At 55.6% G+C, this 19,445-nt stretch carries 15 protein-coding genes; 7 read left to right on the top strand and 8 right to left on the bottom strand.

Features of this window, described 5'->3' with window-relative positions:
* The first annotated feature begins 26 nt into the window (after positions 1-26).
* From AAFM46_RS07005 to AAFM46_RS06995, 3 genes are read left to right on the top strand one after another with little or no spacing between them, the layout of a single operon-like run.
* Positions 27-1,004, top strand: coding sequence for an ABC transporter permease (locus AAFM46_RS07005; protein WP_343320145.1), 978 nt, complete (start codon positions 27-29; stop codon positions 1,002-1,004).
* Positions 1,001-1,894: an ABC transporter permease gene (locus AAFM46_RS07000; protein ID WP_343320144.1), complete on the top strand. Its 894-nt coding sequence runs from the start codon at positions 1,001-1,003 to the stop codon at positions 1,892-1,894. The genes AAFM46_RS07005 and AAFM46_RS07000 overlap by 4 nt, the downstream gene beginning before the upstream one ends.
* Positions 1,891-3,543 carry an ABC transporter ATP-binding protein gene (locus AAFM46_RS06995; RefSeq protein WP_343320143.1) on the top strand — a complete coding sequence of 551 codons (1,653 nt, stop codon included), beginning with the start codon at positions 1,891-1,893 and terminating at the stop codon, positions 3,541-3,543. The genes AAFM46_RS07000 and AAFM46_RS06995 overlap by 4 nt, the downstream gene beginning before the upstream one ends.
* A gap of 158 nt (positions 3,544-3,701) precedes the next feature.
* Here the strand turns inward: AAFM46_RS06995 and AAFM46_RS06990 are convergent, their stop codons facing one another.
* Entirely contained in the window at positions 3,702-4,511 is an 810-nt protein-coding gene (locus tag AAFM46_RS06990; protein WP_283532286.1) for a DUF1206 domain-containing protein, read from the bottom strand.
* A 396-nt stretch (positions 4,512-4,907) separates the two neighbouring features.
* Between AAFM46_RS06990 and AAFM46_RS06985 the strand changes: the two genes are divergently transcribed.
* A complete protein-coding gene (locus AAFM46_RS06985) occupies positions 4,908-6,164 on the top strand; it encodes a phospholipase D-like domain-containing protein (RefSeq protein WP_283532287.1) in 1,257 nt (418 codons plus the stop codon).
* Between the two features lie 551 nt (positions 6,165-6,715).
* A complete protein-coding gene (locus tag AAFM46_RS06980) occupies positions 6,716-7,090 on the top strand; it encodes a glutamate synthase-related protein (protein WP_283532288.1) in 375 nt (124 codons plus the stop codon).
* A 518-nt stretch (positions 7,091-7,608) separates the two neighbouring features.
* Here the strand turns inward: AAFM46_RS06980 and AAFM46_RS06975 are convergent.
* Positions 7,609-9,960, bottom strand: coding sequence for an HAD-IC family P-type ATPase (locus AAFM46_RS06975; protein ID WP_343320142.1), 2,352 nt, complete (start codon positions 9,958-9,960; stop codon positions 7,609-7,611).
* 376 nt (positions 9,961-10,336) lie between these two features.
* Between AAFM46_RS06975 and AAFM46_RS06970 the strand changes: the two genes are divergently transcribed.
* Positions 10,337-11,035 carry a response regulator transcription factor gene (locus AAFM46_RS06970; protein ID WP_283532290.1) on the top strand — a complete coding sequence of 233 codons (699 nt, stop codon included), beginning with the start codon at positions 10,337-10,339 and terminating at the stop codon, positions 11,033-11,035.
* Here AAFM46_RS06970 and AAFM46_RS06965 read toward each other — a convergent pair.
* From AAFM46_RS06965 to AAFM46_RS06945, 5 genes are all read right to left on the bottom strand, one after another.
* Positions 11,029-12,750, bottom strand: a complete 1,722-nt coding sequence (locus AAFM46_RS06965) for a GAF domain-containing protein (protein ID WP_343320141.1) — start codon at positions 12,748-12,750, stop codon at positions 11,029-11,031. The two genes, AAFM46_RS06970 and AAFM46_RS06965, sit on opposite strands and share 7 nt — an antisense overlap.
* Positions 12,751-13,101: 351 nt before the next feature.
* On the bottom strand, positions 13,102-13,473 hold the full coding sequence (locus AAFM46_RS06960; protein ID WP_343320140.1) for a hypothetical protein: 372 nt from the start codon (positions 13,471-13,473) through the stop codon (positions 13,102-13,104).
* Complete coding sequence (locus AAFM46_RS06955; RefSeq protein ID WP_343320139.1) at positions 13,445-14,182, bottom strand: hypothetical protein; 738 nt, start codon at positions 14,180-14,182, stop codon at positions 13,445-13,447. The genes AAFM46_RS06960 and AAFM46_RS06955 overlap by 29 nt, the downstream gene beginning before the upstream one ends.
* Before the next feature lie 31 nt (positions 14,183-14,213).
* Positions 14,214-14,540, bottom strand: a complete 327-nt coding sequence (locus AAFM46_RS06950) for a hypothetical protein (RefSeq protein WP_283532295.1) — start codon at positions 14,538-14,540, stop codon at positions 14,214-14,216.
* A gap of 353 nt (positions 14,541-14,893) precedes the next feature.
* On the bottom strand, positions 14,894-15,403 hold the full coding sequence (locus tag AAFM46_RS06945; RefSeq protein ID WP_283532296.1) for a universal stress protein: 510 nt from the start codon (positions 15,401-15,403) through the stop codon (positions 14,894-14,896).
* Positions 15,404-15,627: 224 nt separating this feature from the next.
* Here AAFM46_RS06945 and AAFM46_RS06940 point away from each other — a divergent pair, with 224 nt between their 5' ends.
* Positions 15,628-16,107: a universal stress protein gene (locus tag AAFM46_RS06940; RefSeq protein WP_343320138.1), complete on the top strand. Its 480-nt coding sequence runs from the start codon at positions 15,628-15,630 to the stop codon at positions 16,105-16,107.
* Between the two features lie 54 nt (positions 16,108-16,161).
* On the opposite strand, the gene AAFM46_RS06935 is transcribed toward AAFM46_RS06940, so the two are convergent.
* Positions 16,162-19,440 (bottom strand): beta-phosphoglucomutase family hydrolase, encoded by a 3,279-nt coding sequence (locus AAFM46_RS06935; RefSeq protein WP_343320137.1) that lies wholly within the window; start codon positions 19,438-19,440, stop codon positions 16,162-16,164.
* Positions 19,441-19,445 lie beyond the last annotated feature (5 nt).

The raw sequence follows: 19,445 nt of genomic DNA, 5'->3' as shown, positions 1-19,445 counted from the left end.
GCACTGAGAAGAAATCACCGCCGCCCGTGCTTACATCTCCTGCAGCGTTCCCTAATAAATCGGACGTTTTCGTGGTGTGCCTGCGATGGCTCCTGCGCAAAGTCGGTGGCGCTGTCTTTGTGCTCTGGGCGGTTGCCACGGCCATCTTCTTTGCAATTCGGATGATCCCAGGGGACCCGGCCGAAGCCATCATGGGTGGTCCAGGCTCCCAAGCTTCCCCCGAAGCCCTTGCAGCAGCTCGAGCCCAATATGGTTTGGATTTACCGCTGCACGTGCAGTATTTTTCTCAACTGCGCAGACTTGCCACGGGAGACATGGGCACGTCATATTCGTTGAAGAGTCCAGTCTCGGAAGTGCTGGTTGAGTTGGTTCCTTCTACACTGACTCTCGCCGTACTAGCACTGTTGGTGGCCTGGACCATGGCGCTTCTGCTTGCTGTGGTTTCGACTCGCAGTGGTGCAGTGGGTTCGAGCGTGGCTTCGGGATTGGAGATCGTCTCGGCTGCAGTACCCCACTTTTGGCTGGCCAGTGTGCTGATCATGGTTTTTTCCACCCTGCTGGGTTGGCTCCCACCGGTGAGTACCAGCACACCGGCTGGTCTTGTTTTGCCCGTAGCCACACTGGCTCTTCCGCTGGCAGGTTTTTTAGGTCAGGTTATGCGGGACACCATGGGAGAAGCCCAACGCTCGGCTTTTGCTCTTTCCGCGCGGGCCCGAGGGGAATCGGAGATAGGGGTACTGCTGCGCCATTCATTGCGGCACGCAGCACTTCCAGGCATTGCCCTCTCCGGGTGGGCCCTGGGATCGCTTCTCTCGGGCGCAGTTGTGGTTGAGTCCATCTTTGCCCGTCCAGGTCTGGGACGCTCACTTCTTTCTGCCGTCACTTCTAGGGATATCCCCTTGGTCACAGGCGTTGCTCTGCTCTCATCCGCCGCCTATATCGTCATTATGGCCCTATCCGATATTGCCGAACGAATCGCGGACCCACGGATAGCAACACAATGACAGGCCAAGAATTTAGCCAACCAACAAAAGCTCCCTTGGTGGCAATGTCGAGGAGGCCGCCGCTGCTTCGTAGCGCCAGCTTGGTAAGACAATTTGCAACTCAGGTCCCACTTTGCCTCTCCACCGCTGTGCTGCTCTTTTTCATCCTTGCGGCGACCGCACCGAATCTCCTGGCTCCGGTTGATCCGCTGGCCATCAACCCCGTCGAAGCATTCTCCGCGCCCGGTGCCGGGCACTTCCTTGGTACTGACGAATCGGGCCGGGACATCTATTCGCGCATCATCCACGGCTCACGTGCATCGCTGCTTATTGGTGCTGCGGCAACCGCAATAGGACTTGTTCTGGCACTAGTGCTCGGCATCCTTGCAGGCTTCGGTGGACGGTGGCTGGACTTTGGTGTTGGCCGAATCTTGGAGGTGCTATTTTCACTACCCGGACTGTTGCTGGCGCTAGTTTTCATTGCATTTGCTGGCCCCGGCGTGAGCACAACAGTCATAGCGGTAGGGCTGACTACTGCTCCCGGATATGCCCGGCTTATTCGCGCCCAAATCCTTGCACTACGCACCTCCCCCATGGTCGAGGCCGCCACGGTACTTGGGCGTAGCCGGGCCAGAATCCTCACTGTCCACATTCTTCCTAACGCTCTCTCACCTATTGTTGTACTTGCCACTCTGGGGCTTGGACAGGCCATTCTATGGTCGGCGTCGCTGAGCTTTCTGGGACTCGGCTCACCTCCCCCAGCACCCGAGTGGGGAACCATGCTTTCAGCCGGCCGTACATACCTTGCCCTCGCCTGGTGGATGACGCTCTTCCCAGGCCTTGCCATTGTGCTCGTTGCTGCCGCCGCCACAGTGCTCTCTCGATCCTTGAAGGCGCGTGGTCCCAAATGAGTGGAATTGAGCCCCTTTTGCAGGTCATGGACCTCAACGTCTCCTTTGCCGGGAAGAACGTAGTGCATGACGTCTCCTTCACGGTGGACGCCGGGGAGTGCCTGGCCCTAGTAGGCGAGTCAGGATCGGGTAAGTCGGTGACTGCCAGATCGCTGATTGGCCTGGCTGGCCCCGGCTCACTTGTGCACGCCGAAACACTTGACATAGGGGGCCGTGACGCTAGGAATCTCTCCCAAAGAAGCTGGCGGGCCATCCGTGGCAAGCGGGTGGGCCTGATCTTGCAAGATGCTCTAACCTCGCTGGATCCGCTGCGAACCGTCGGCAAGGAAATCGACGACACACTGCGTCTGCACTCAACAGGTTCTGGGGCACAACGCGCCTCACGCGTCATTGAACTGCTAACGGCAGCTGGCTTGGATGACCCAATACGTTGTGCCTCCCAACGCTCAGGAGAGCTCTCTGGGGGTATGCGTCAGAGGGCGTTGATCGCTTCTGCAATCGCGTTAGAGCCGGCACTAATCATCGCAGATGAACCTACCACTGCACTGGATGCGACAATCGCCGCATCGGTGCTGCGTCTTCTCAGTGATTTGCGCCAAGAAGGCTCGGGAATGCTCCTAATCAGCCACGATCTAGCAGCCGTGGCACGGGTGGCCGATTCCATTGCCGTTATGCAGGCCGGAAAAATAGTCGAGCGTGGCACCCGCGAACAGATATTCGAAAACCCACAACACCCGTATACACGTGCACTTCTAGCCGCAGCTCCTGAGGATAAACCCCGCTTTAGCCGGCTATCCCCGCCCAGCGATGGCCCAACAACGCCAATGCCTCAGCCCAGAGCGCATGCTGCGAACCAAATCGAAGCTGACGCCAAGTCTCCACCGTTACTCAGTGCCCGCGGTCTCTCCAAGAGCTTCCCTCTAGCCAAGTCGTCGAGTTTTAGCGCTGTACGTAACGTTGACTTCGAACTATTCGCTGGCCGTACCCTAGGAGTGGTGGGCGAATCCGGATCAGGAAAGACCACAACCGCACGTATGGTCTTAGGGCTGTTGAGCCCCGATTCTGGATCTGTTGAGCTCTTCGGTGAACGGTGGAGCGGGGTCCCGGAGTCTCGACGCCGTGCTCTCCGCTCCTCCCTAGGTGCAATTTATCAAGACCCGCTTTCTTCCTTCGATCCCCGTCTTTCCACGGCTTCGTTGCTTGCCGACGCGATAAGCTCCGGCGCAACACGCAACCCCCGCTGCCACGCGGTGAGGATCCAGGAATTGCTTGAGATGGTGGGACTGGATCCCGAAGTGGCAGCCCGTAATCCAGCCACGCTCTCTGGTGGGCAACGGCAACGAGTGGCAATCGCCCGGGCTCTGGCACCGAACCCGCGGGTTTTGATCTGCGATGAACCTGTCTCCGCGTTAGATGTCTCCATTCAGGCTCAGGTGCTTGACTTGCTTGATGATCTGCAGCAGCGGCTTGGGCTGAGCTACCTGCTTATTTCCCACGATCTTGCAGTTATCAGACACATGAGCGACTCTGTGCTGGTCATGCGGGCTGGGGAAGTTGTTGAATCCGGTGCCACTGAATCAGTTTTTACCAACCCCAAACATGAGTACACGCGTACATTAGTGGCAGCAGCACCAGATAGCAGACTCTGAGGTCCGCGGTCCGGAATCCGAGCCTCCTAGTACGTCTTGAAAAAACCTCGAACGTGGCAAGTTAACTTTGCCTGCGGAGATACCTGCGTAACTTCTTAAGTCCTCATCTTTTTTTCTGCCAGATAGTCCAGGCTGAGAGTTGCACACCATCCCTGGCCTCAGAGCAGAGCCAAACGGGCCCTGGCGAAGCTATAGAGTCCATACGCAATAAGTCCGACGCCAACCACGGCCAGAACTGCTTCCCCAAAGGGTAGCGCTGTCAAGGCTTTCAGGGCACCGTCAAGACCTGTTGCATTTCCTGGATCAACTTTGACGGCTGCAACAATGAACAGAATACCAAGCGTGAGGATAGCTATTCCTTTAGCAATATGTCCTGTAATGGCCACCGCAACAACAACCTTTTTGGCACTGCCGGAGGGTATGCGGATATCGTTACGGAACTTTTGCCGGGCACCCTTATAGATGAAGTAGCAACCAATGCCAACCGTGGCGAGTCCAATAGTAATTAGCAAGAACTGGCCGCCGGGAAAGGAGAGAATATCTGCGCTGGTCTGGCTCGTTGACGTTGAGGAGTCGCTGGGGCGCCGCAGCGCAAAGGAGAGAGCCGTCGATGCTACCGCGATGTAGGCGATGGCATTGCCCAGAGCAGACAAACTGCGTGTCCAACGTTTTTTTGATGATGAACCGATCCCCAGTCCTGCCTGAAGCAGAAACCATAGAGATAAAGCTGCCAGGCCTACAACGGTGACCCACAAAACGATCACACCCCCGGGCAGCTTCATCAGTTGCGCGAACGCACCTGACTGGTCTGATTCCCCTCCATGGTGGAAAGCAATCTGAAGAGCTAGATATCCCATCAGCACGTGAATCAGCCCATTGGCGGCAAAACCGATCCGGGCGATCATGGTCAGTGTTTGACTGTTACCGGCGCGGCTTGCCACCTTGCGAGTTTCTTTACCAGCCCTCATGCCCCAGCCACCCGGGCTAGTGAGTGGTCGCCATGGATGCGAATAGTGAAAAAGCGGTGACGGTCATGAATACTCCTAAGTTGGCAAGTGAAAGTACCAAAAACAGAACCCTCGCTCCAGCTTCAGCGCGAGCGGGGGTGGGGAAGTGCATAGTGGCCGCGTCTACCAGCTGACACCCGCACAGGGTCTTCTCCAATACCTACCGAAATTGCCTGCTAAAGTTCTCTGCCAAACTGCGGATTGCTCCAACACTGAACAATACTGGAGCGAGCAGTACCAATAGATTTGTTGCTAGGCCAGTATGTACGCCGTGTATCTGCAATTCTTCCGGCCGATCTGAGTCTATCGCCGTGGGACGGTGCTGGTGAGGGACTTCCCAACCGATAGACTCTACCAATGGATGAATTACTCCGGGAACCGGCAGCTGAGATCGCACGAAAGACCGTAGGTCGCTCACTATTAGCCTTCGCAGCCGTACAAGCAGTCGTGATCACAGGGCTTGTTGTTGTAGACATAGTTAAAAAACGAGACCGCACTAAACGCAAAGGCTTCCCACACCCGGGTGTATTCGAGAAGACCATCGCCGATACGCTTGTCACCACCTACACCTACGGTGCTGACCTGTATAGCGACATGCTCCAAGCGATCCGGGAAGCAAAAGAATCCATCCTGATAGAAACTTTTATCTGGAAAGACGACGAGACCGGGAAGCAGTTCAAGAACGCGATTAATGAAGCAGCCAGTCGTGGCGTTGAGGTTTTTCTCATTTATGACGGTTTCGCCAACTTGGTAGTGCCAACCTCTTTTTTCCGGTTCCACCCAGATGTCCATGTGCATCGATTCCCTGTGCTGCGCACCTCAATGCTCACCAAAACCATCCGCAGCACGGGGCTGGATCACCGCAAACTGCTTATCGTTGATGGTGAGATTGGCTTCGTGGGTGGCTATAATATTGGTTCCCTCTACGCCACCGAGTGGCGAGATACTCATCTACGCCTCGTGGGGCCCTCCGTGTGGGATTTGCGTCAAGCGTTTGTCAACGTTTGGAATGAGAACGCTTCCGGCACTACCCCAGAAATTCCGCACACGCGTCCCGAGGTGTGGGAACCTCGGATCCGAGCGGTCAATAATATCCCCTCGGATCTTGTTTTTCCGATCCGCGGAGTTTATCTGGATGCGATCACGCGGGCACAAAAACATATTTACGTCACCATGGCCTATTTTATCCCTGACCAGCAGATCCTCAGGGCGTTACTTGCTGCCAGTCGGCGCGGGGTTGACGTTAGGATTATTCTTCCCGAGGATTCCAACCACGTCCTCTCGGACTGGTTGTCCCGCGGGTTCTACCGGTCCCTGCTTAACGATGGAGTCACGATCCTGCTCTATCGGAACGCGATGATCCATGCAAAAACGGCAACGATTGATGGTAGCTGGTCCACCGTGGGCAGCGCCAATATCGACAGGTTGAGTCTGACAGGGAATTACGAGATCAACCTTGAAATCCATGATGAAGATTTCGCCTCTGATATGCAGAAGATCTTCGAAATCGACAGCCGCAACGCCAAGGTGCTGACAGTGGATGAATGGCAGGACCGGTCTCTGCTTTCCAGGTTTAGTGAAACCGTCCTCATCCCCCTGCGCCCTCTCCTCTGACACCATCTTTGCGGACCAGCAGCGCCTCAGCACACCGTGCCAAGTCCCGCTAAATTAGTCGATCTTCTAAGACCCGGCTCTCTTTCACGTCCGACGGCGGCCAAGCTACTCACGCCGTCGAACATGGCCTGCATTCGGCTGCTGGTATCGGATATTCCGTTATGGCAGCCGTTTTCTAGTTCTATGACTGTCCGTAATATTCTTGGTCAAATCAGATCATGGACGGGCTTGCCAAGTTTGTTCTGATCTCATGCTCAGGATCCTGATGGTTTCCATGTTGTTTCTCGTGACTCTGGTTCCAGTGCTTCTTGTGGCGTTACTTATTTTGGCCATCACCGGTACCGGGCAGAAGAAGCCCTCGATCCTTAATCTGCGAACGGGCCAAAGTCGCCAAACTAAGAACAAGCTTTTGGTACTGAACGCGCTGCTGGGGAAGTTGGTTACGAAGATCTTGTGCATTCCACGGCACCGTTGGAACCAACCGAGCACGCACCAACTGTCCGTACCGGCGGCCCGGACTGCTCTCAGCCCTACGAGATGGGGATTATCTTATGTGGGAGATCGTCAGCGGTTACTTCGGGACCCGCACCAAGGACGGTGATTTTGATCCGCGGATGTTCGCCGAGACGGCTGCCCACCCATCCGTTAAATGCCTCTCACTGAAGCTAAGTCCAGGCGCCAAGCCGAGCATTGGCGGTGTCCTTCCCGTCGGCGAGGTGACCGCCGAAATTGCCAAGGCTCGTAATATGCAAGAGGGAGTGCAATGTGTGAGTTCGGCAGCGCACAAAGTTTTTTCAACACCACGGGAACTCATCCAGTTCATGTCAACTATGCGCGAACTCTCTCCGGGGGAACCCGTGGGGCTCAAACTCTGTGTGGGATCACGGACAGATGTTTTAGCAATATGCAAAGCCATGTTTTCCTGAAGATCTCACTCATGACTTCATGACCGGATCCGGATCGGCGCCGACTCCACCCATGCTGCCCGAGCCATGATGATGTCCACCGGCTGTATTCAGTCTCAACGGTGCCACGCAAACCACTGTCCGGTAGAAGTAACCAGCCAGAACCACTGAATTTTAAACATACCTATTTTCCAGAGGTTGGCGAACAGGACTTCAGAGGTGCACACCCCTCAGGCTTTCACCCGGAGGCAAAGGGCACACCGACCAACGTGAGCCGCCTCGATCCCTCGTGGGGATGGGCAGCCGGACAAGTCATCTCCACCCCAGCGAACTCAATGAGTTCACCCGAGCAGTGCTTGATGGCCGTCTACTCGGTCCAGAGATGCTGGCAGAGATGAAAAAGACAGTGCCCAGCGATGACACTTCTTTCAGCGTCGCGGTGACTTCCTCTGGGCCTTCATCAATATCAAGGACGAAGTGCTCCTTCTGGAAACCTATAAATCCGTCACTGACACTGTAGATGCGGCTTTCTGCCAGCTCTAGCCGGGGATGGCCTGGTGGTCGGCATGTGAGTTGATCCGTGCCCGGACCCGTCCTAGAATCTCGACCGCCACGCACCCAATCAGTGAGGCTATCACTGTGACTTGTAGCAGCTGCGCCGGAGGTACCACCACGTTGAAGAAGTCTCTGGGGAGCGGAATCAACAGCAGCCCACCAAGCACGGCGTACATGGCGAGAACGACGGCGATGCGCTTCAAGTTCAGCGGTCGGGCGACTATCACGAGAACCCACAGGCCGATGAGCGAAAGCGTGATCACTGATGCGCTCTGAACCTCTACCGTGGAGAATTCTCCGTGCAGTGTCGCGTACATCTTCACGCCCAGAATGCTGGCGGTAACGATAAGCCCGGCAGGTATCGCGAAGGAGAGGGAACGTTTCAAGAATCCTCGACGGTACCGGCGATTGTTTGCCATCAAAGCGAGGAAGAAGGACGGGATACCGATCGTGAGACCATCAGTAGCGGAGAGTTGGCGGGGAAGGAAAGGGAAACCCCAGATAAGTGCCCCAAAGATCACCGACATTGCAACGGCGTATGCTGTCTTGCTCAAATACAGCATGGAAACCCGCTCAATGTTAGCGATCACTTGCCGGCCCTCCGCCACGACGCTCGGCAAACGGTCGAACCGGCCGTCCAGCAACACCAGCTTGGAGACCGCTTTGGTAGCTGCCGCAGCCGAATTCATGGCGATGCCAATGTCAGCATTTTTCAGTGCGAGGGCATCGTTGACCCCGTCCCCCGTCATCGCGACTACGTGTCCGCGCTGCTGGAGCGCCTTGACCATCTGTTTCTTTTGGACCGGGGTGACCCGACCAAAAACAAAGTGTCTGTCCATAACATCACCTAGTTTGTCGGGATCCTCGGGCAGTTGACGAGCGTCGTAGCCTTTCTCGACATGCACACCCACCTCACGGGCAACAGCTGCCACCGTCGCAGGATCGTCACCGGAGATGACGCGCACTCCAACACCTTGTTCGTGGAAAAACGAGATTGTGCGAGCCGCGTCAGCGCGCACCTTCTCGCGAAAAGTCAGCAGCACCACCGGCGATATCCCCGATGGCAACCGGGTACCGTCTGAGATCAACTCGGTACTGTGGGCGAGCACAAGTGTTCGCATGCCAGCCGACGCGAGTCTTTTAGCTTCGGCCAGCACTGCGACAACAGAACCGGATGGTTCCAGCGTCGACAGACCGTGACCTGTTTCAGTACTCACGCCGGGGTCCAAGACCATCTCTGGGGCGCCCAGCAGCCAAGTACCGGCAGCGGTGTCAGTATTAGAGAACGAAACTGCGCTCCACTTGCGCTCGGATGAGAAGGGCGTCGTGGCCACGGGATTGAGTCCCCTCTGAGCCGGGAACTCCTTCGCCAGACACCGCGCAGTCGCATTCGCATTTGGTTCCGTGCCAAACCAACCCAGGCTTTGCCGCCATCCGGAACCTTGGTCCAGGCTCCGTGAGGATAACGTGGCAAGGGAGTGAACGGCGTCGAACATGATGGCACCCTCGGTGAGGGTTCCAGTTTTGTCCAAACAAATAATGTCCACCCGCGCCAGCACTTCAACAGCGGCAAGTTCTTGGATCAGCACCTTCTGTTGGGCCAACCGCACACCACTGACGGCAAAGGCGACGCTTGTCAGTAGGACCAGACCCAATGGAACCATGGCGATGATACTCGCTACTGCTCCCACTGCAGCAGTTTTCCAGGTTCCGGTGCTGATGGCTGCTTCCCAGCCGCCCGCGGCCTGCATCTGGCCGTTGACAACGATCGCCATAATGGGAAGAAGCGCCCACGTGATCCATCGCAGCACCCTATTGAGCCCATTGCGAATTTCAGAATTAACAAGCGAAAATTGCTTGGCCTCAGCGCTTAGTTTGCTGGCAAAGGATTCTGCCCCCACATGGGTGACCTTTGCCCTCCCGTTTCCGCCCACCACACTTGAGCCGGAGAGGACTCGATCCCCCGGAGACTTTACTACTGGTTCTGCCTCACCGGTAAGGAGAGATTCGTCAATTTCCAGGCCCTCGCTGTCGAGCATCGTGGCATCAGCGCACACCTGGTCCCCGGCTCTAAAGACAAGGATGTCATCGCGCACCACGGCCTCGACCGCGATGTCCTGCACGGCGCCTTCCCGAAGGACCCGTGCATCCGGGGTATTGATGACGGCGAGCCGGTCAAGTGCCCTCTTGGCACGGTACTCCTGTACCACGCCGATCACCGCGTTACCCACGGCAGCAAATCCAAACAGCGCATCTCGCCATTGGCCCAGCATCAGCAGAAGGATAAAACTCCCTGCCACGATCGCATTGAACAATGTGAGCACGTTCGCTTGCACAATGCTCCACAGACTTCGACTGGAGGATTGCAATACCCGGTTTGTCAGCCCTGCCGAATTCCGGTTAGCTACTTCTTCATTGGAAAGTCCCCGACGATGCGGTTTATGCGGCCTATCGTGGCCGATCTTGACTTTCCTGCTCACAATGAATCAGACCGGAAGTACACCATGCCTGAACCCTACAGGAGTGCCGCAGCGAGAGCTTCGCAGCAAACACGTGCAGCGGTGTATATTCAGGTTCGGACTTCAAGGATATTTCATAGCGGAGAACCTCCACTACCCATTCTGCTGCTCAGGGCCTTTCGGCCCTTGTTGGTCACTGGCGCATAGGAGAGACTGGCTGGAATGATCGGCATTACGAACGGAGGGAAGACTAATGGTTCAGCTGGATGCGACGGCGAAAGACACAGCAACTCCAGCGTTGGCGCCTATCACGGTCTTTATTCTGGACGATCACGAACTTGTCAGACGCGGACTCAAAGAACTCCTTGAGGGCGAAGGCTTCAGCGTCATAGGCTCCAGTGGCTCCGCTCTGGAGGCGACAAGACTTATTCCGGCTTTGCATCCGGATGTTTGCGTGTTGGATGCAAGGCTCCCGGATGGAACCGGCATTGAAGTTTGCCGCAACGTGCGGTCTGTGGACCCCTCCTTGCAATGCCTTATACTCACCAGTTACGACGACGCACAAGCCCTTCGAGGCGCGGTTCTTGCCGGTGCTTGCGGTTACGTGCTGAAAGAAATCGATGGAACAGATCTGCTGACCTCGCTGCGCCGCACCGCCAAGGGCGAAACACTCTTCTCCCCCGACGTCGTGGCCAAAGTGATTCAAGGACTGGCAGAACCAGAACGAACAGATCCGCGGATCGCTGCCCTAACACCGCAGGAAAGCCGTGTTCTAAACCTCATTGGCGCCGGCTTGACCAACCGGGACATTGGCCGTGAGATGTTTCTGGCAGAAAAGACTGTTAAGAACTACGTCTCTTCACTCTTGGCAAAGCTGGGATTCGTCCGACGCACACAGGCGGCAGTTTTTATCACCAACAAAAGCTGGATGATCCCACCACCGAATCACTGAGCATCTTCACTAGGAACTTCCCAGGTCATGCGAGTTCCAGTAGTTTCAGTACTCTCAATCTCAAAAGTCCCGTTCAGAAGTTTGGCCCTTTTTTCCATGTTTAGCAGCCCACTACGGCGGCCCGGCTCACCCACTCCAATGCCGTCGTCAACAATAGTCACAGTAACTTTATCCGCTGTCACGTCCACGCAAACCTCGATGACCCCAGCCTTGGAATGACGTACGGCATTGCTCAATCCTTCAGATAAAACCGCCAGCAGATGTTTCGCCGTCTCCTCGGATACCGTGGAATCGATGGGTCCTGCAAGATTCAGGCGCGGTGCAAACGCGAGAGGCTTCGCAGCGTTTCGGACAGCTCGCAAGATCAAGTCACTGAGAAGCTCCGTTTCGTTGGAGCTGACCTGCAATGAATAAATAGTGTTACGTAGATCCCGAATGGTCTCATCCAGTTCAGTGGTGACATTTTTGATTCGTTCCAACGCTGTTTTATCCGTAATGAGACGCTGCATACTCTGCATGCTCAGCCCTGCAGCAAAGAGGCGCTGAATGACGACGTCGTGCAAGTCCCTGGCAATGCGATCCCGGTCGGTAAAGACCATAATCTGTTCACGCAAACGGTGTGTCCTGGCTAATTCCAAAGCCAAAGCAACGTGAGAGCCAAACACTGCACTCATCTCCACTACGATCTTGGAGTAACTTTCAGAATCTTGGTTCTTTGCAAGTATTAGCAAGCCTTGGTTGGTGCCCTGAGGGCCCAACGGAATGACGATCGTTGGCCCAAGAGTGGTGCCTTCCGCTTTACCCAGTAGGCCAGTGACGTCATTGAACACTGTTGGGACACCTGTTCTCAAGACCTCCACGATTTCCGGGGAATCCAGGACAAGCGAGCGGCCAACAAGCAGTGATGCCCGCTCTCCGGCAGCAGCAGCAACGAATAAGTCAGGTCCCTTGTCAGAGGAAACACCAATCATGGCCAGTGCGGAGTCAGACTCGGCCAACGCGGTGGCCGCAATCATATCCAAACTACTTCCAGTGATGTTTCTATCATCATCCATCATCCGGCCAGTGACACTCATGCTCGCTTCCAACCAGCTCGAGCGGCGTCTGGCATCCTCAAACAAACGAGCATTTTCAATGGCAACGCCCGCAGCTGCCGCCAAAGCAACAGCCAACTCCTCATCCTCCGCCGTGAAGTCCGCCCCATCTGACTTCTCTGTGAGGTAAAGGTTTCCGAAAACTCTCCCTCTAACCCGCACAGGAACTCCCAGAAAAGAGACCATTGACGGATGGTGTTCAGGGAACCCGTAGGAGGCGGGGTGATCGTGCAGATCACGTAACCGCATCGGATGTGGGTCACTTGTCAACAGCCCTAAAACACCGTGACCGGTGGGCAATGGGCCAATCTTGCGGATGAGCTCTTCATCTATTCCAACAGTGATGAAATGACTCAGGGATTGGTCTTCCGCGATAACGCCAAGAGCAGCATAGCGAGCGTCAAGGAGTGTGCAAGCAGATCTAACAACTCTCTCCAGAACCGCATCCAGACTCAGGTCTTCTGCTACGGAAACCACAGCCTCAAGCAGGCCGCGCATTCTTTCCTGTGTGGAGAGCAGTTCACCCGCTCTGTCTACGAACTCCCGGAGTAGGTCCTCAATGCGCGTTCCTGCCGCCGCTGGCAACAATGGTGTGGAATTATTTGCATCGGAATATTTCACCTTACCCACCTTTGATGGCCCATCAGTCATTGTGTTACGAGCCTCAAAAACGGCTTACTCCCCACAGGCTACCCTCCTTCTCTGGAAGCGGCCCGCAGATGCCGGATAAGTTATAGTCTCCCTCTACAACCTGAGAAGATTAACGAGCATTGGACCCCCAAGGCTGGCTGAATTCATGGATTCATGACCCACGGTCTTGACCAGATTAGTGGCTCTGGAACGCTGAATCGCGCCGCTCGGCGGTGTACATGGAGGGAGGTTCCGCGGTGGCGAACTGTAGTGCTTTGTTGGGCTGGCCGGGAGGAAAACCATAGTTTGGCTAGCTCCACCAACACCAAATACACAACCGTCTTAGCAGAACGTGGTGAAATCGAACAGTGAACTGATTGGCCCGAACAAGAACAAGCAGCGGAGGATGACGGCGATGTCCCCATAGGAGGGGGCTAATGGTTGTTCCCTATCGACGCGGTCTCCTTGAATGGCGAGTTGACCTGTGTCATACAGCAGGTTGTTGACTAGGATTTGTCCTGGCAGCATCGGCAGAAATCTAAGGACCACGCAGGCTGTTGCAGCACTGAGCATATTTCCGAAATTACTTGCGGTGCCGGCCAGCACGATGTGCGCTGCGTCTTTTGCAACATCAGCTGCACTCTCAACCGAAATTCCAACATCCCCCTGGTGTAACGCCAGGGCATCATTGGCGCCGTCGCCAAGAAAAGCCACAGCCCAACCCCACTGCCGCATAAGCCTGATAATTCTGGCTTTTTGTTCCGGCTAATGCTAGTCCAAGATACCTGCACACTTTCTCTGCAACCCTGTTTCTCTCTGTAACCCTGGCGTTGTCTCCTGTGGCTAGTTTGACCGTAATTCCAAGCTCCGCCAGCCCTATTAGGGACTCCCTAACGTTGGCTTTTGGCTTGTCCACCAAGACCAGAAACCCAGCCAATGTCAGCCTCACTTCCTCAGCCGGGACTATGGCACTCATTCCCACCACCTGACGTGAAGCCACAGCGATAACCCGTGCTCCGGCGTCGTACTGTTCATTTAATCGGAGCAGCGCTTGTGGCGGCACGTCAAGACACAGCGGCATGACGTCCTCAACCGAACCCTTCGTAACAATTTGTTGCGCCCCACTCGGATCAACCACCAAAACACTTGTCATACGATGCTGATGGTCGAAGGGAATAATGTCCACACGCACGTCGCTGCCAGGAGAAAAATCATGCGTTTGCGGGGCCTCCCAGACAGCCGCATCCAACCGATTTTGACCCACTATTGAGACCTCGCCATGAGCCAGGTCGACTTCCGTTGACACCAGTCCCAGGACAAAATGTTCTGCCTCGGTAATATCCGCACCAATGGCGAATGCCGAAGTAAAACTGGTATGCCACTCTGTCAGAGTGCCGGTTTTATCGGTGACAAGAACATCCATATCACCTAGATCCCCAATACAAACCAGCCGTTTAACCAGTACTTTTCTTTTGGCCAACGTCCGGCTTCCAGCCGCCAAGCAAGTCCTGACGACGGCGGGTAGCAGCTGCGGCGTGATGCCCGCAGCTATTATGAGGGGAAAAGAGCAGCGACACCAGAAAAGGGCGACCGAGCAGGTTGGTAAGGAAAATAAGAGCTGTGAGGGCAAGCGCCACTTGTAGAAGTAGGAAAGAGAACCTCTTGAGACCGTGTTGAAATTCCGTCTGTGGTTGATGCTCCCCCACGCCCAAGGCGATCTTGCCAAACTCGGCACGACCACCCGTGGCTACGACAACTCCCACGCAATTGCCAGCGTTCACTACGGTCCCCATAAAACGACAGCACGTCATCCCATCCAGCGAACCCACGTCACCCGGTACTAAGTCCACGACGCTAATTTGCCAGTCTGCACCGTCCCGCACAACCATGTGCGTAACGCGTGAATGAAGAGCCTGCGCAGCTTGTTCGGCCCTAAATTCATTGGGAACCCCAAACCGACACCAACCATGGTCGTACCTGATGGCTGCGCAAAGCGTTGGGACAAACTTCTGCCAACCGACGCCACGCCTCCTCAGAACACAAACCAATCACGCTCCAGTGACAGTCAAGAAGAACCTGTTCAACGCTAGTGTGGGCGGTGGTGGCGAGTGAAGGCCACCCTAAATTTGTCTTCTCAGCTGGTAGAGACGGGCTCATCGGTATCCTCGTTGTTTGCGCCCACCGTCTCAGGCCCCGGGACCGTGTCTAAGGAAAGAGGCACTACCAACACAGGACAAGGTGCATGTTCTACGCATGCCGAACTAACCGATCCCAAGAGCATTCCTTTGAAGCCGCCACGCCCACGTGAGCCGACTATAAGCATGTGGGCGGATTCAGCGGCATCGATCAACACCTTGGCAGGCCTGCCTCGGACACAGACCCCAGTAAATCCTTCTGGCATCCCATCTCCAAATGCCTCCTGCGCGGCATCTTTAAGGAGCTGCTGCGCATCCTGGTCCGGATCCCAGTCAGGGATTATGTACGAGCCAAAGACGGTCTCCATGTGCCACGCAGTAACAGCAATAATTCTGGTGTTAAGGGACTGTGCCATTTTTTGCCCCCACTTCAGGGCAAGCACGGACTCGGCAGACCCATCAACACCAACCACAATGCGCGAAGTCCTCGGGGTTCCCTGTTCTTCCATGGTCCCAGCCATCCTTCTTCTCTTTCACATCCGTTTCTTTCACTTCAACTTCCAGCGGCAAAAGAAGTGAGCCGCTTCCGGTCTCTCACGCGCGCCAGCTATGTCTGCACACTTCAATGATCGAGTCCCACAGGAGAAACTGCACAGGGTCATAGGTCCCTAACTTTGCGGTTAGCTTCGTGCCATGATCAGGGATACCAGCAAAGATAAGGAACACCCTCGTGATGAAAGCTCCACAAGAACCAGCCGTCATTGTAGTGGGAGTTGACGGATCAGACTCATCCGTTGAAGCTCTGCGTAAGGCTGTCTGGTTGGCACAACACCTCGATGCGCAAGTGAAAGCCTTGGCCTGTTGGAACTATCCCAATGCCTATGTAGTTCCATATGCTCTGGGGAACTTTGACTTTGAAGGGGCGGCACAAGAGGTGCTCGATTCCGCCGTCGAAAGAGCCTTCGGGCTGGACTGGCCCCGGCAGCTCAGCGCCCACTTGGTACAAGGCTCTGCCCGGTCAGTACTAATTGATGCTAGCGAAGATGCCACGATCCTCGTTCTGGGACGGCGTGGCTTTGGTGGATTCAAGGGTTTGCTGATGGGATCCGTCAGTTCAGCCTGCACCGCCCACGCCCACTGCCCGGTCATGATCGTAAACCCACCACCTGATCCTCCTTTGGGCTCAGCTCCGGAAGCGTTTGCGGAGCCTTAGAATGTGGGACGCCGAGTTGTTCTCCTTGAGCTGTTGGAATGGATCCACTGAGTCTCAGCTATGCACACTGCCCTTGCTGTGCCGGATGGTGCACTTCTGACTCTTATGAGAGAAATGCAGACTGTCTCCAGCAACAAGTATTTTTTGGTTCTCCTCAACGCAGACACGGATAGGCGCGGCCAAGCCCTCAGCTAGGTGCAAAGAAAGAGAGTCCTGGGTGAGCTTGACGGTAATTGATTGACCGTGAAATAAAAGTTGAAAGCTCACCCGCGAGAGCTCCCGCGGCAGAAGAGGATGCAATCGTAAGGTGTTGTCGCGGGTTTCCACCCCGCCATAACAGCGAAGGACCATGTCCGAGGTACCAGCCATTGCCCCGAGATGGACCCCCTCCCTAGTGCTCCCACCCTGGGTGTCCTCGATATCGCATTGAAGTGCGTGGGTGAACAGGGCCCAGGACTGTTCTCTATCGGTGCGCGCCAGAACCCAACTGTGAGCCAGCCGGCTTAGGGTGGATCCATGACTTGTCCGTGCCAAATAGTAACGGATGGTTTGGGGTACAACTTCTGGCGGCAGCGGGTAACCTAGCCGCTCAAATACCGTACGCAGCTCTTCAGCAGACAGCAGGTAGAACAGCATCAGCACATCTGCCTGTTTTGATAATTTGTAACAGTTGGTCGAATCCCCTTCTGCCTGAAGAATTAGATCTAAGCGGCCAATATCACCATAAGTAGCCCGGTAACTGCCCCAATCAAATTCCAGCAGGTCCTCATAACCCTCAAACTGGCTGATCACCCCATCTGCGTGGAAGGCTACACGTAGCCGACGGCTTATTTTCTCCCATTCGGCGAGTTCCTGCCCATCCACCAGCAGGCGAGCGCGCAACAAACCTCCATCACCAGCAGAAACAACCCCCACGGCTTCCCCAGCCTTGGAAAGAACCCACGATGCAAGCACATTCGTATAAGCGTTATTGCGCAGCCCCGCACCGGCTTGGCCGGGGTAGCCGTCGTGAAACTCATCAGGTCCCATCACCTCAGTAATGCAATACCGCCCGTCGGCAGGGTCAAGTACTGCCAGATCGGCGAAGAAACGTGAGACTTCAACAAGAATTTCTGCACCGTAACGAGCTAGAAATACCCAGTCATTGCTGGCTTGAAAGTACTGCCAAACATTGTAGGCGACGGCCAGACCACTGTGGCGCTGGAGATGAGAGTTGTCAGGCATCCACTGTTGCCCGCGGACATTGAAGAGAGTAGATGGTGTCTCTTCTTGCCCATCACTGCCACTTTGCCAAGGAAACATAGCTCCTTTGTGTCCTATAGCCCGCGCGGCTGCTCGTGCCGCGCCCAAGCGCCGGTATCTGTACATCAGAAAAGATCTGGTGATATCTGGGCGCCTCAGGGTCACCATGGGATAAACGAAAAGCTCATCCCAGAATATGTGTCCTCGGTAGCCCTCGCCATGCAGACCTCTGGCCGGGACACCAGCGTCAAGGTCTGGATCTGCGGTCGCCACGGTTTGCAACACATGGAAGATGTTGAGGTTTAGAGCCTGAGAGTGTGATTGCCCGGCTCCCAGCTCAACCCCGAAGCTGTCCCATAGTTCATCCCAAGCGCGTGTGTGCTCCAGCAAGAGCACCTCACTCGTTGATGCCCCTCGAATCTTCGCGCTGGCTGACAATCCGGCAGTTGAAATCGCCGGATCTCGTGACGTTACTGCGGCCACCGTCTTTATAATCGTGACAGGTTCGCCGGGCTTCAAGGAAAAGTTTAGGAGATGACCTGCCCGTGCATCGTCAAGCACAAGTTCGCGCTCTCTGGTGATCGGTTCGCCGCTTGCACTGCGAAGGCTTGTGCGAAGGGCCATAGCAATAGTGATCCCTGATTGTTTGGTCCGGGATTCCCACAGGACACTTTCATCTCCTATTTCGCTGCCGCCAACAGCTACAAGGTGATCACCTTCCAGCTGACTATCGGCCGGTGAATTACGATTCTCCACGGCACCATTGATAGCCGAAACGACGTCGACGTCTCCCGCCCAATCTTCAGCTTCAACTGTCATCTCAAGTACGGCGAGGTGCTTCTGATCCATTGACTGAAACTGTCTGGAGGTGATCCAGGTGGTCCGCCCATTCGAGTCTAGGTAGCGGTTTTTCCGCGTCAATATCCCATGCTTGAGATCAATCTTCTGATGGTGGCTGAGCGTCTCCGGGCCCCCTGGACGTAACGTGGAGCCACCGGGGAGCTGGAGCGAAAGGAAAGTCCAATCCGGAGCGTTGACCATGTGCTCAGTTTCATCAATGCGCCCGGCCACATCAGTTACGGCACGGTTGTAGACTCCGGCAAAGTACGTCCCCGGATAGTGGGCTGAATCCGCAACACTGCCGGGAATGGATCCGCGCGTTGCCCAATAGCCGTTGCCCAGAGTGCACAATGCCTCTCGACGGCCTTCCAAGGCAGGGTCAAACTGGTTGTACTCCAGCGACCATTCATCCTTCACCTCCTCACTCGGCCAAGGGTAGTGGTCACCCACAGCTACGGCTGATCCCTGGGTGGCATCAGTGAGAGGGCGTACAAGGGATAACGCATTGAGATCGGTGACCGTCAGATTTGCCCCTGATGCCAGCAAGGCGCTCCCGCCGGTTCCCCTCTCAACCCCCACAACTAGTGCAAAGCCACCCGACACCCCGGCCTTGACTCCTGCAGTGGCGTCTTCTAGAACCACGATGTCCGATGGTTGAATTTTTAGGCGGTGTGCTGCCTCAAGAAACATGGCCGGGTCCGGCTTCCCGGGCAGTGCCAGTTCTAGGGCATCCGTGCCGTCCACCAAAACCGTAAATAGGTCCGATATTGACGCCGCAGCCAGAATTTCCCGGCTGTTGCGGCTTGCGGTGACCAAAGCCGTTGGCACCATTGCCCCCAAAAGTCGCCGCAACAAAGCCAAGGCATCGGGAAAGACAACCACCCCCGAATCCTTCAGGAGCTGAGCGAAGATCTCCTGCTTTCGGGCCGCCATGCCTGTGACGCTCAAGGTGCCCGAATCATCCTCTGCACCGCCGTCTGGCGCGTGGATGCCTCGATGATTTAGAAAAGTCCGGATTCCGTCTTCGCGACTGCGGCCGTCAACGTACAGGCGGTAGTCCTGTTCAGTATCAAAAATATTCGTTTCCGATTCGCCTAACCGTGGCAATACTTCGTCAAAGAGCGCCTTCCAGGCGGTGGCATGCAACCGGGCTGTGTCAGTGACAACCCCGTCCATGTCAAAAATGACAGCACCATAGCCACCGGTCTCAGCCGTTCTGCCTAGCGTCCGCGAAACGTTGTGCAGTTTCATTGAAG

Source organism: Arthrobacter sp. TMP15 (genome assembly GCF_039529835.1).
GTDB lineage: Bacteria > Actinomycetota > Actinomycetes > Actinomycetales > Micrococcaceae > Specibacter.
This window is presented reverse-complemented; position numbering and strand designations above follow the sequence as displayed.